The sequence below is a fragment of the Desulfuromonadales bacterium genome (assembly GCA_035620395.1).
Taxonomy (GTDB): domain Bacteria; phylum Desulfobacterota; class Desulfuromonadia; order Desulfuromonadales; family DASPGW01; genus DASPGW01.
In genome coordinates this window covers 1-12,875 of the sequence record DASPGW010000009.1, presented here as the reverse complement: position 1 = coordinate 12,875, position 12,875 = coordinate 1, and the positions used below count along the sequence as shown (strand labels likewise).

8 protein-coding genes are annotated in these 12,875 nt (G+C 60.2%); 1 reads left to right on the top strand and 7 read right to left on the bottom strand.

Annotated elements, in window-relative coordinates:
- From VD811_00440 to VD811_00430, 3 genes are all read right to left on the bottom strand, one after another.
- Positions 1–4,325: beta-ketoacyl synthase N-terminal-like domain-containing protein (locus VD811_00440; GenBank protein HXV19438.1), on the bottom strand; the 4,325-nt coding region annotated here is incomplete at its 3' end.
- A 12-nt stretch (positions 4,326–4,337) separates the two neighbouring features.
- On the bottom strand, positions 4,338–5,243 hold the full coding sequence (locus VD811_00435; protein ID HXV19437.1) for a hypothetical protein: 906 nt from the start codon (positions 5,241–5,243) through the stop codon (positions 4,338–4,340).
- Entirely contained in the window at positions 5,240–6,157 is a 918-nt protein-coding gene (locus VD811_00430) for a hypothetical protein (protein HXV19436.1), read from the bottom strand. The genes VD811_00435 and VD811_00430 overlap by 4 nt, the downstream gene beginning before the upstream one ends.
- A 334-nt stretch (positions 6,158–6,491) precedes the next feature.
- Here VD811_00430 and VD811_00425 point away from each other — a divergent pair, with 334 nt between their 5' ends.
- Positions 6,492–7,433, top strand: a complete 942-nt coding sequence (locus VD811_00425) for a phosphatase PAP2 family protein (protein ID HXV19435.1) — start codon at positions 6,492–6,494, stop codon at positions 7,431–7,433.
- On the opposite strand, the gene VD811_00420 is transcribed toward VD811_00425, so the two are convergent.
- From VD811_00420 to VD811_00405, 4 genes are all read right to left on the bottom strand, one after another.
- The gene (locus tag VD811_00420; protein ID HXV19434.1) at positions 7,428–8,546 is read right to left on the bottom strand and encodes a hypothetical protein; all 1,119 of its coding nucleotides are present in this window, start codon (positions 8,544–8,546) and stop codon (positions 7,428–7,430) included. The two genes, VD811_00425 and VD811_00420, sit on opposite strands and share 6 nt — an antisense overlap.
- A 19-nt stretch (positions 8,547–8,565) precedes the next feature.
- Positions 8,566–9,699 carry a pyridoxal phosphate-dependent aminotransferase family protein gene (locus VD811_00415; GenBank protein HXV19433.1) on the bottom strand — a complete coding sequence of 378 codons (1,134 nt, stop codon included), beginning with the start codon at positions 9,697–9,699 and terminating at the stop codon, positions 8,566–8,568.
- A gap of 89 nt (positions 9,700–9,788) precedes the next feature.
- Positions 9,789–10,787 (bottom strand): NAD-dependent epimerase/dehydratase family protein, encoded by a 999-nt coding sequence (locus VD811_00410; protein ID HXV19432.1) that lies wholly within the window; start codon positions 10,785–10,787, stop codon positions 9,789–9,791.
- 288 nt (positions 10,788–11,075) lie between these two features.
- On the bottom strand, positions 11,076–12,794 hold the full coding sequence (locus tag VD811_00405; GenBank protein HXV19431.1) for a sigma 54-interacting transcriptional regulator: 1,719 nt from the start codon (positions 12,792–12,794) through the stop codon (positions 11,076–11,078).
- Positions 12,795–12,875 lie beyond the last annotated feature (81 nt).

Here is a 12,875-nt window from a genome sequence, read left to right as displayed (position 1 = left end):
GGTGAATTGATATTGCTGATATGGAGTGCGTCCCGTCCCTGGAGCATCTCCTGCAGCAATTCCAGAGGGGCGTCCGTGGCCGCCATGACGCCGGGGTCGACGTTGGCGACAGCGGCCTTGTCCATGCAGATGGCCCTCTGGTTCACAATGCGGAACCCGTCCTCCACGGAAAAGACCCCGGCCAGGCACAAGGCGGTCAACTCGCCCAAACTGTGGCCGGCCATCGCAACCGGCTGTATCCCAAGGCTGATGAGCTGCCGGGCCATGGCGTGTTCCATGGCGAACAGGGCAGGTTGCTGCCACCGGGTCTTCTGTAGATTCTCCTCGCGATCGTGGAACATGAGGTGAAGGAGGTCGAAGTCCGCTGCCGCTGCCGCCCGGTCCAGCCATTCCTTGATGACGGGAAAGGACTCGTAGAGCTCCTGTCCCATTCCTGCATACTGTGATCCCTGCCCGGGAAAGACGAAGGCGAGCGGCAGGACCGGCGCATCTTCGCGGCGCAGGAAAATCCCCTGCTGCGCCAGGGAGCGCAACGCCTTGGGCGAGCCGCTGCCGGCTTCGGCCTGCGAGAGCGACCTTTCGCTGCGCGTGAGCGCCTCGCTCGCAGACTCTGCCACAACCGCCAGGCGGTAGTCGCTGCCGTCCAGTTCGGTCCGGAAGAAGGAGATGCCCTGAACCGGTGCCGGGTCGATGCCCGGCGCCGCAGCAAGGCTGGACGCCTGGTTCGGGCAGACCATGACCGTATCCGTGGCATCCATGGCCTGCTCCACCTGGACCACGTAGTTGGAACCGCCAAAGCCGAAGGCGTTGACCTGAAGCCTTCTTGGCTGGTTGCCCCGGCATTTCCAGGCAAAGGGCTCGGTGTTGATGAGCAGACCCGATCCCGGCAGGCCCATTTCGGGGTCTGGATGTTCATAGTTGAGGGTAGCGGGAAAAACCCCGGCCTGCATGGCCATGGTTCCGCGAATCAGGTTGTTGATGCCCGAGGCGCCCAGCGTGTGCCCGATCTGGGATTTGAGCGACGTGAGCACCGTGCGTTTGGAAGGCTTGAAGAAGGTCTTCAGGGCACGAACCTCCTGCACGTCGCCTTGCCGGGTGCTCGTGGCATGGCATTCCACCAGGTCCACGGCATCGGGTCCGTAGGGCAGCCCCTGGAACGAGGCGCGAATGGCGAGCTCCTGAGTGACACTGGCGGATTCGACCATGCCCAGCCAGCTGTTGCTCGCGCCCATGCCGGTGACGATAGCCTCGATGCGCGCCCCTCTGGCGCGCGCCAGGTTTTCCCGTTCGATGACGAGCATGCCGCCGCCTTCGCCAAGGACCAGCCCGTCTCTTTGCGCATCGAAGGGGCGGGAGGTCTGGGGCGCGGGCCTCTCCCGTCCGGACAACCCGTAGAGGGCGCCGACGGCGGCGAACTCCAGATAATGCAGGTGGGTGAGATCCTCTTCGCCCCCACCAACGACGGCAGCGTCGATGATGCCGTTGCGGATCATCTGCATGGCGTTGTAAAGGGCGACCAGTGAGCTCGAGCAGGCCGCGGATACGGCAAAGCTGGGTCCCTTGAACCCGTACCGGTTGCAGATGAAGCCGGGGGCAGCACAGTTGAGTCTGCCCAGCAATGTCGTGTCGTCCGGGGCCATGCGCCCGGACTTCACCTCCTGTTCGATGGCGCGCTCCTGCTCCGGCGTCAGGGGTACGGCCCTTTTGATGGCGGCGAGGATGTCGCGTACGTAGGCCCTGATGATGGTGCTGTTGAGCGTCCCCGCCGCCTCTCCCGAGTTCTGGGCAATGATGACGGCGATACGTTCGCGGGGGATGCCCGACTCCAGGAGGCCGGAAGCCCGGAGCGCCTTGTCCGCCAGCCAGAGGGTGAGTTTGGTGGCGGAGGTCATGGAGCGGAAATCCTGGGGCGGAATTCCGAGTTCAGTGCGGGAGACTTGAAAATCCAGGAAGGCACCGACGTTGCAGTAGGTCCGGTCCGATACCTGCGGCCGGGGATCATAAAAATGGCTGTGATCCCACCGGGACGGCGGCACCAGCGTAATCCCGCTCTGCATGGCCAGGCTGGCGGCCCAGACGTCCTCCGGACTCTTTCCCAGGGCATTGATGATGCTCATCCCGGTGATGGCAATCCTGTCCTGCGCGTACCCGGGGGGAGCGACGCGCTGTTGTCCATAGCCGACCGTGGGAGAGGGTTTTTCCATGGACAGCGGCGTCGCGGCTGAAGGTTCCCCGCCGGCCCCGAGTTCCCCGACAACGGGCTGCTGAAGCAGGAGCGGCCCTTCGACCAGCTCGCGGTGCAAAGCCTGCAGGCTGCTGATCGTACGGATGGGGGCGGCGCAGGACCCGCTCATGAACTGCCCGCGTTCCAGGCACGTCTGCTCATCCAGAGGCGTCTTGCCCGACCTGTCCATGCCGCGGGCCGCGATGAACAGGCTCCTCGCCGTCATTTCCTCCATCCGCGTCCGGAAAACGGCTTCGCCCTGGTCATCCGCGGCAAAATCCCTCTCCAGGGATAGAACCGTTTCCGTTCTCGGGGTCCGCAGGGACCGCACCCGAAGTCCGGTTTCCTTGCCTGAAACGACGGTACCTCCCGGCGGCGATTCCAGGACCAACCGTTGATAGAGGGCCGTCAGGGCCCCCGTTTCAACGATCTCCCGGGTGGCCAGGTAGGCGGTGCCCATCTGGATGGCGTCGGCGCCGAGCATGGCGGCGATGAATGCGGTCTGCCGATTGAAAATACCCCCGGCAAGAATCACCCGGCAGCTTTGGAACAGGGAGGGCGTGCGACGCTTGAGCTCCAGCACCATTTGCGCCAGGGTGAGCGTGCTATGCTGCCCGACGTGGCCGCCGGCTTCATACCCCTCGCAGACCACGTATTTCGCGCCCGCCTCAAGGGCGAGCCGCAACAGCGCAGCATCAGGCGCGATGTAAATGACCTCCAGACCGCATTCGATCAGTTCTCTTATATGGGAGAGATCGCCCCCTGCGATCACGACAAAGCGCGGTCTCTGCTTCTTGATCCAGGCCAGATGGATCTCCCGGAACGGGTTTTCCGCCAAAGTGACGACATTCAGGGCATAAGGGCGCCCGCCCATGGTCTCCGGCAGGCGTCCCAGCTTCCGGTCGAGGGTCTCGGCGTCCATCAGGCCAAGGGCGATGGTGGGCAAGCCACCGGCATCGGCGACGCGTGCGGCAAACTCCGGGATATCGGTGATCCAGGACATGGCGCCCTGGACAAAGGGGTAGCGGGTTCCCATCTCTGCAGCTGCCGGGCTGTCGAGAAAGCCATCCTTTTTTGTCTCAGCCTGGCGGCACAGGCGGCGGATTTCCTCCATGAAGGCTTGCACGGCCGCCTCGGTTCCGACGCCGAAACGCTCGACGAACGATGCGGCGAAGGCTGCCTCCACACCCAGAGGAACGACTTCGTCCGGACCGAACTGGCTCTCCAGGGGGTGAAGGGACCTGGACTGCACCTGGCTTACGAAGGCGCGGCGGCTTTCCCCCCGGTCCTTTGCTCCGAACAGCGAGTCTTCGAAAGACCTGATCTCCTTGAACGCCAGCGAGTTTCCCTTGTTGAAAAGGCGACAGGGAACCTGCAGGTTCACGCCGACCAAATCAGTAGAATCCAGGCGGAGCCTGGCAAGCCGCTGGCGCTGAACCTCGTCGATGGCAACCCTGTCGGTCAGCCAGTGGAGGCTCTCGAAAACGATCCCGGCCGCTCCGGTCGCCAGAAATGCCGCGGCCGCTTCGGGGGTGGCGACGCCTCCCCAGAGGAGGATGTCGAGGGACTTTGCCGGTGCGGGCAGCATCGCCATGAGCATCGAATAGAGAGCCGTGGTCGTCTCGGCGCCGACGAATCCGGAGGCTTCGCAGCCCTTCAGGACGATGCGCCCGACGCCCGGGTTCTCCTTGATCAATGCGGCCAGGAAATCGATGTCGCCCGTGATTGGAAAGCAACGGCAGGTGGCCGATAGTTCCCGCAATCTCTGGAGAAAGAGGAGAGGATTGCCTTGCATGAACAGGGGGTGGCACTCGACCCAAATGTTTTGCACCCCGGTTTCCCTCAGTAACGGCTCCAAGGCTGAGTCAAGGAAGGCAGGGAACGAAATCTTGATATCCCTGACGTGGCCGGCCGGGTCCGCCATTCGCAAACAAGAGCGTAGCTCGTCCACATCAGTCATGGAAAAATCGAAGATGGCTCGGCTCCCGGTTCGCTGGGCCATTTGCAGCAGCGCCGGGGTGATCTCCTGCGGCCGCCAGACGAAAGCGATGAGGGAAACCCGATGCTCGGCCGCCAGGTCAGAACTGAGCTGCAAAACCATTCTTACTCCTGTTCATGACAATTCGCCCATTGGTTCGGTGTCACTCGATACGCCCACGTCTCTGCGCGATCGTCGCCACTGCGAAGCCAGGTACCATTCGGTCACATCGCTGCCGATTCCCAATTGGGCCAAATGGCGCAGGTCCGTTTCCAGCACGTCGGGCGTACTGTAATCCAGTATGCGGTATTGGGGATCCGTCCAAATCCGCCGTTTGCGGCCCCAAATCTTCACTTCCTGCGGCCCGGTGAGGCGGATGCGGTGGGTCAGGTGGATGCCTGCCAGCGCCGCCGTCGCCACCACCATATCGGTGCAGTTGTCGGTCCGCAAGCCGAACTGGTCGTATGTCCGCTGCAGCACTGATTCATGGATCCGTTGATGCCGACGGCGGGTAATCGGCATCCGCCAGACGAACGTGGGGGGGCGATTGGGCTGGCCGGTCTGGAATCTGCCATCAGACCTCGTCTGCCACAAGTACGCGATCGGATCGGAATGGCCCTCGCGAATTCGCTGAAACGCGCCGGCATGATACCGCGGCTTTACTTGCCCCAGGTCACCGGTATGGCCGAATTCCAGGCGCCCCTCGGGACTTTCCAGGATGAGCCAGCTGTGCCCCCATGGACGCTGCCAGATGGAGAAGAGCAGCGAGTCCGTCGTGCTGTAGTCCCAGTTGGCCGCTTCATTCAGGATATAGAGGTAATAGCCCGCGTCGCCCACGGGGATCCCGGTGGCGGGATCGAGGTCGGCATCGGGGGCAAAGCGGCGCCCGATCGCGATCGGCTGCGCACTCCAGCCATCGGGTTGTGCCGGCGCGAAGAGCCTGGGCTTGCGGCGGGAGCATTTGATTGCAACCCCCGCGAGCCACCGCATCACGGTGAGCAGAGCCCCTTGGCCCTCTTCCTCGGCGGTTTTTCTCTTCATAGGGGTTTTCTGAGAATTCGATATTTCTTGTATCTTTTGGCGCCTGCTTCCTCGATCAGAGCGTTGATCGATTCGTTATCCTCCAGGGTCCAGCCCATTTCCAGATTCCGATAGTTCTTGTTTTCCCTGGCAACCGCATAGATATGGTGGAAGGCCAGCATGGGGAGCCCAAGCTGTCGATATTTCTCCTTGATCCCGAACATCAGCAACCTTAGTCCCTTGATTTCCCGCCGATAGAGGAGCGCCTTGAGCAGACCCGACAGGCCGATCCGACCGTTGAGGCGTTTGAGCAGCGGGTTGACGTCAGGAAAGATCACGCACACCGCCGCCGGTTCATCATCATAATACATGAAGAACACCAGCTCCGGGTCGGCAAAGGGCTGCACGCTTTTCTGGATGCCCCGCATCTCGTTAGCGGTCAGAGGCACGAACCCCCAGTTGCCGGACCAGGAGTCATTGTAGATTTCCCTGATCAGGGCGAATTCGGCATCCAAACGCTTCGGATCGACTTGCCTGATGCGGACGCCCTTTTTTTGCGCGGTCCGTTCAGCAAGTCGCTCCATCCAGTCCGGCAGCCTGTACTCGCCATCGATCAGGAAGGCCAGCAGGTCCTTCTCCTTGGTGAAGCCGCACGACTCGACCAGCTGCAGGTAATACGGCGGGTTATATGCCATCCCCACAACCGGCGGATAATCGAAGCCCTCGATGAGCAATCCCGACTCGTAATTCATCGAAGGGCTGAGCGGCCCTCGCAGGAAGGCCATCCCTTTCTGGCGAACCCACGTCTCTACGGAAGCGAAGAGCGCTGCCGCAGCCTCCGGATCGTCAGCGCATTCGAAAAATCCCCAGACGCCCATCTTTTCGTTGTGAACCTGGTTAGAATGGCGATCGATGATGCCGGCGATTCTGCCCACCGTCTCCGAACCGCGTCGGGCCAGAAAAAGGATGCGCTCGGAAAACTCCCAGAAAGGGTGGCTGTGGGGGTCCAGTATTCGGCGAACCTCTTTCTTCAGGGGAGGAATCCACCTGGGGTATGCAGCATAGATACTCCATGGCAGGTCAATGAAGTCCTTTAAGGCCGATCTCCCTTCCACAGCAATAATCTCTATTCCGGCCATAATCCTTCCCAGCGATATGTTAACCCAATTTCAGGTGTCTGCCGGACTTGGGAATGCCGAAGACAGGAAGTCCCCGGGAATGGATGATGCAATTGCAATTTCGCCGAAGGGAGTGTAAATATCAACCACTATGCAACCTGTCCTGAGACCCTCCGATCTGCTGACGATTTTTTTTCTTGCCATGCTCTCCGGCCTTGCGGTTTTCTCCGCGCCGGCGAACCCGGCGTGGGCCGGACTTTTTGCAACCTACGCGGCGTTGGTCGTTGCGGTCCTGGCGGCTGCCGCGTATCGCACCCGGGTGGGTACGGCAAAGAAGGGGTTCTACCTTTCCGTTGTCATCACGGTGATGACGGTCTCCATTGTTTTCAACAGTCTGGGGGAGCTCATCGCCAGCATTCATGCGACGACCTTCGATGACTTCCTTATCGCCGTCGATCATTCGATGTTCGGCGTTCACCCGACGGTCTGGATGGAACGGTGGATCAGGCCGACTCTTTCGGCTCTCCTCCAGTTCGCCTATATCAGTTACTATTTCATCCCCCTCTCGCTCGGAGTCGTGCTCATTGCCAAGGGCAGGTTCGGGGCGTTCGAAGAGGTCCTGTTCGGCATCCTGCTCTGCTTCTATCTCTCCTACGTCGGCTATCTGCTCGTCCCGGCTATCGGCCCCCGCTTTACTCTCAGCCACCTGCAGACCGGGGACCTGCAGTTGTACCCGTTGATTGAAACCATTCAGGGGGCTCTGAACGCTCTCGAAAAAAACAAGACTGACGCCTTTCCGAGCGGCCATACAGCCGTTTCGCTCATGTGCCTTTATTACGCATGGAAAGAACGGGAGAAAAAGCTTTTTGCGGTTTTTGTTCCAGTGGTAACGGGACTGCTCATCTCGACGGTCTATCTTCGCTATCACTACGTCATCGACGTGATTGCGGGGATCGCCTTGACGGGTTTGACCATAGCGCTGGCAGCGGGCCTGCAGCGACTGCTCGCAATGGAACCGGCTATCCGGGCGATGAAAAAATCAGCCCCAGGCCGCCCGCGAGACGATAAAACTTCCTGCCAGGACGATTCATGAAATTTTCTTTTCATAGATACGGTATTTTTTGTAGAGCTTGCCGCCCATGAGCTCACAGCCGCGCTGCATCAGGATGTTGTCCTCGAGAATCCACGAAAACTCCGCCCGCTCGTAACCTTTCTTCACGGCCGCCTTGAAGGATTCGAGATAAAGCAGGCCCTCGAGCCCCTTTTTTCGAAACTCCGCCGACACGCCCATGGCCATCACGCGGATGGCGTTGATCTTCCGGGAATACCACAGGAATTTCGCGATCTCCACGGGCCCGAGCGCGCCGTTCAGCTTCCCCAGGACCTGGTTGTAATCCGGCACGGCAACGAAGAACGCCGCTGGCTTCCCGTTGACTTCGGCCATGATCATCAGTTCCGGCACGATGAGAGGTTTGAGCCTTTTCGCCAGGGCCACGGTCTCCGCGTCGGTCATGGGCACAAAGCCCCAGTTATGGTTCCAGGCGGAGTTGTATACCTCTTTTACCGCTTCCACCTCTCGCGGGAACTGCCGCATGTTCGCCGGTCGCACGGTGAGCCCCGGGACGCGCGCCTTGACGGCCGCTGCCAGCCTCTCCAGCCTGCCCCCCGCCGCGACGTCCCGGATGACGGTTATGTAGGCGTAGAGGTTGCGCGCCGTGGTCAGGCCGCAGCGCTCCATGTAGTCGAGGTAGTATGCCGGCGTGTAGGTCATCATGACCATCGGCGGGGAATCGAAGCCTTCGAGAAGAAACCCGCACTCGTAGTTGGTCGACGGGTTCATCGGGCCCCGCATGATCTCGATATCGCGCGCTTTGAGCCATTTCGCCGCCGTATCCAGAAGTTCCCGGGCGACGGCACAATCGGCAAGGCATTCGAAGAAACCGAAAAATCCGGTTCGCTCATTATGGTATTGGATGTGGTTGCGGTCGATTATCGCGGCGATCCTGCCGACTGTTTCTCCGTTCTTGCGCGCGAGGAAACAGGCGGCTTCGGCGTGCTGGAAAAAAGGGTTCCTCTTTTCGCTCAGGAGGGATTCTACTTCGTTCCTGAGCGGCGGTACCCAGTTGGGGTTGCCCTGGTACACTTTCCACGGGAAGCGGATGAATTCGTGCATGCCGGCCGTGCCGTTGACCTCTTCGATGTCCACTGTCCCACCCATCGATCGGCTAAGGGATAACGCCGAGTTCTCTGCCGGCCTTCTCGATCATGTCGAGCGCCCGGTCGAGCATCTCGTCGGTATGGGTTGCCATGTAGCTCGTGCGGATGAGGCATCTGCCGGGCGTCGTCGCCGGCGGGATGACGGGGTTCACGAACACCCCGGCGTCATACAAGGTCTTCCACATCAGGAACGTTCGCTCCATCTCACCGATGACGAGCGGAATGATGGGCGTTTCGGCATTGCCCGTATCGTAGCCCATCTGTTTGAAGGCCTGCATCATCTTGTTCGTGCTGTGCCAGAGCCGCTCCCGCCGCTCCGGTTCCCGGTCGAGGATATCCAGCGCCGCGACGACGGACGCTACCGACGCAGGCGGCGGGCTGGCGGAGAACATGAGAGGCCGCGAGGTGTGCTTCATGTAATGAATCACCTCTTCGCTGGCCGCGACGAAGCCGCCGATGGAAGCCAGGGACTTGCTGTAGGTGCCCATGATGAGGTCGACTTCCTGCTCCAGCCCGAAGTGTTCCACCGTTCCGCGTCCGGTCGTGCCGAGCACCCCGATGCCGTGAGCGTCGTCCACCATAAGCCGCGCCCCGTATTTCCTGCACAGCGTGACGATGTCGGGGAGCGGCGCTATATCCCCTTCCATGCTGTAGACGCCATCCACGACCACGAGTTTGCCATGGTTAGCGCTTTCCTTGAGAATGTATTCGAGGCTTCCCATGTCGTCATGCCTGAACTTTTTGACCTCGGCAAAGGATAGCCTGCAGGCGTCGATGATGCTGGCGTGGTCTTGCTTGTCGATGACGACCACGTCGTGCTTGCCGGCGAGGGATGAGATGATCCCGAGATTGGTTTGATATCCCGAGGAAAAAGTGAGCGCCGCCTCCTTGCGGAAAAACGCGGCAAGCTTCTCCTCGAGTTGCACATGGATGTCGAGAGTTCCGTTGAGAAAGCGAGATCCTGCGCAGCCACTGCCATACTGCTGCACGGCCGCGATGGCCGCCTCTTTCACCTGCGGATGGCTGGTGAGCCCGAGATAATTGTTCGACCCGAGCATGAGCATTTTCCTGCCCTCGACAATCACCTCGGGGTTCTGCTCGGATTCCACAACGTGAAAATAGGGATACAGCCCGGCGGCCATAACCTCTTTGGCGGTCGTGTACTTCCGGCATTTGTCAAATAAATCCGGCACCTTTGTCTCAAGAGCCGGCAGCGGATCCGGTGCCTCGACTACAGCCATTGGTTCTTTCTGTACCACTGCCATGTAAGTTCCAGCCCTTTCTGGAGGGGATACTCCGCCTGGAAGCAGAGGTCATTTTCGATTTTGCTCACGTCGCACAGCCAGTAGCGCTGCACGGCTTCCCGCACCTTCTGTCGGTTCGCAAGTGCCGGCCTTTTGGTGAACAGGCTGCCGATTTCGGAAACGAGGCCGATCAGGTAGGCTGCTCCGTAAGGAATTTTGATCGCGCGCGCCTTCACCCCGCCCGTAGAGAGCAGCAGGGACCTGAATTCCGACCACGAGTAGGACCTGTTCTCCGCAACAAAATAGGCGCTGCCGCTCTGCGTCCTGTGTTCGGCCGAGAGCAGCAGCGCCGCTGTGAGGTCTTCGATGTAGCACAGATTGAGATACCGGTCGCCGCCGGTCATCTCGAGAGTCAGGCCGCGACTGGACCAGCGGAACAGTTCGAATACGTCCACATCCCTCGGCCCATAGACGCTCGTCGGGCGGAGAATCACCACAGGTAGCCGATCTTTGTAGCCGCGCACTTCCTCTTCGGCAAGCAGTTTGCTCCTGCCGTAATCGGACACGGGATGGGGAGCATTACCGTCGTCCACCGGTCGCCCGTCCAGGCTCGGACCTGCCGCCGCCTGACTGGACACCTGTATGAATTTGTCCAGGCCGGGATTGTGGCGCGCGCACGCAGCCAAAAGATTCTTCGTGCCGAGGTGGTTCACGCGGTAATAGTCGCGGGCATGTATGGCTTTGGTAAGTCCGGCGCAATGGAATACGAGCGAGACGCCCTGGACAGCGGCAGCGAGTGATTCGGGCTGAGTACAGTCGCCCTGTGTGAGTTGCACCTCCATGCCCGCAAGCCAGCGCAGATGCCGCAGATCTCTCACCAGACAAGTAACGGAATAGCCGTTCCGGAGGAGTCGTTCGACAAGATGACTTCCCACAAAGCCGGTTCCGCCTGTTACCAGTACCCGTGGTGACACCCCCTGCGCCATTTACCCTCCACTGCAAAAACGATTGTCAATTATAGCATATAATCCACAATGTAAAGCTGCGACTCAACGCGACGGTCAAGCACTTCAGTTAATTCTTTATTTGATTCAACGCGCTCGTGACCTGGTAGCCTGTGCAAAGGACCTGTAGTGAGGAACCAATCTCCCTTTGCGGCCATTTCTTCAGGGCATCTCAATCAGTCGCTGCTGTGAGCGTTGATGGCATATTCAGTAAATAATTTTGGTTTATGCGGTCGAACTGCACAACACACTGAATAAACACGATTTCAGCTAGTGACGGCGGAGTCCGTATTTTCGCATTCGGGCGCGAAGAGTACTGGGATTGAGACCAAGGATAGTCGCCGCCCCTTTTTCCCCCTCGATGCGCCAACCGGTTTTCTGCAGCACCTGGAGAATGTGGTCGCGTTCCAGGTCGGCGAGGGCTTTGATATCCTGCTCACCTCCCGGATCCCGGAAGGTATCGAACCGGTCCAGGACCTGGAGCGCGGGCCCCTGGCTGGTGATGACCGCCCGCTCGATGACATTTTCCAGCTCCCGCACGTTGCCTGGCCAGTGGTATTCCTGGAGGGCGCTCAGGGTTTCCGTTGCCACGGTCTCGATCTGCCTGCCGATTTTCTTGTTGTATTTGCCGACAAAATAATGGACGAGCAGCGGGATGTCTTCCTTGCGCTGCCGCAGGGGCGGGATGGTGATGGGGAAAACACTGAGCCGGTAGAACAGGTCTTCCCGGAACCGCCCGGCGCGGATCTCTTCCTCCAGATTGCGGTTGCTGGCGGCGATGATCCGGACATCGACCTTGATGGTGCGGGGGTTGCCCAGCCGCTCGAACTCGCCGTCCTGAAGGACCCTGAGCAGCTTGCACTGCAGCTCCAGCGGCATTTCGCCGATTTCGTCGAGGAATATGGTGCCGCCGTCGGCCAGCTCGAAGCGTCCCATCTGCCGGGCATTGGCCCCGGTGAACGCCCCCTTTTCCCGCCCGAAGAGCTCGCTTTCGATGAGGTTTGCCGGCAGCGACGAGCAGTTGACCGTGATCATCGGCCGGTCCTTGCGGGCGCTGCGGCTGTGGATGGCTCGGGCGATCATGCCCTTGCCGGTGCCGGTTTCGCCCAGGAGAAGCACGGTCGCATCCTGCGGCGCCACCTGCTCGACCCGGAAGAATACGTACGAGATGGCATTACTTTGACCAATGATCTCGCCGAAGTTGTTTTCCCTGGCGACCTCCTGCTGCAGGTGGATGTTCTCCGCCCGCAGTCGATCCGAAAGCCCTTTGATTTCCGCATTCGCGCTCCGCAGCGCGGCTTCCGTGCTCTTGCGCTCCTCGATCTCCCGCAGGAGCTGTTCGTTCGTTCTGACCAGCTCCTGCGTCCGTTCCTTTACCTTCTGCTCCAGTTCGCCATGGGCCTTTTGCAGCGTGTCTTCCGCCCGCCGGCGATCGGTGACGTCGATGATCGTGGTATGAATATAGTCGACCTGGTCGTCGATATTTCCCGCCATCAGGCTCTGCAGCTGAGCATGGAGTGTGAGTCCGTCTTCTCTCTTCAAGTCGACTTCACATTGCTGCATGCCCTGGTTTTGTGAAATCGCTTCGAGGTGACTGGAAAAGAGCGCCCTCCCGTCTGCGTCGGCAATAAAACTGCTGAAGGGTTTATTGACCAGCCGTCGCCTCTCTATCCCCAGCAGTTGGGCGCCGGCAAGGTTCACCTCGCGGATCAAGCCGCGTGCATCAAAAGTGAAATAGCCGACGGGAGCAAAGTCATAGAGTTCGGCATACCTGTTCCGCGACAGCTCAAGCTCCTCCCGGCCTCGGCGCAGCTCGGCATTCTGCATCTCCAGCTCAATCTGGTGGACCTCGAGTTCATGCAGGAGCCGCTGGGCCTCTGCCCCGGACCGTGGTGGGTGCAGATCCTCCGCCTTCGCCCGCAACCGCTCTTCCGCCTGGCGGCGCAGTTCGGTGGCAGCTGACAGGCTTTTGCCTTTGTCGATTTTCATGGCCGTTCCTTCACCCACAGCATTTGGAGTATACAGGCATCAGCTTCTGCTCGACTATTTCCCAGGCTCAAGAAGGCTCTT

Excerpts from the sequence above, each read along its gene's own strand:
- VD811_00435 (HXV19437.1), bottom strand. The coding sequence starts at position 5,243 with ATGAAGAGAAAAACCGCCGAGGAAGAGGGCCAAGGGGCTCTGCTCACC.
- VD811_00425 (HXV19435.1), top strand. The coding sequence starts at position 6,492 with ATGCAACCTGTCCTGAGACCCTCCGATCTGCTGACGATTTTTTTTCTT.
- VD811_00415 (HXV19433.1), bottom strand. The coding sequence starts at position 9,699 with ATGGCCGCCGGGCTGTATCCCTATTTTCACGTTGTGGAATCCGAGCAG.
- VD811_00410 (HXV19432.1), bottom strand. The coding sequence starts at position 10,787 with ATGGCGCAGGGGGTGTCACCACGGGTACTGGTAACAGGCGGAACCGGC.
- VD811_00405 (HXV19431.1), bottom strand. The coding sequence starts at position 12,794 with ATGAAAATCGACAAAGGCAAAAGCCTGTCAGCTGCCACCGAACTGCGC.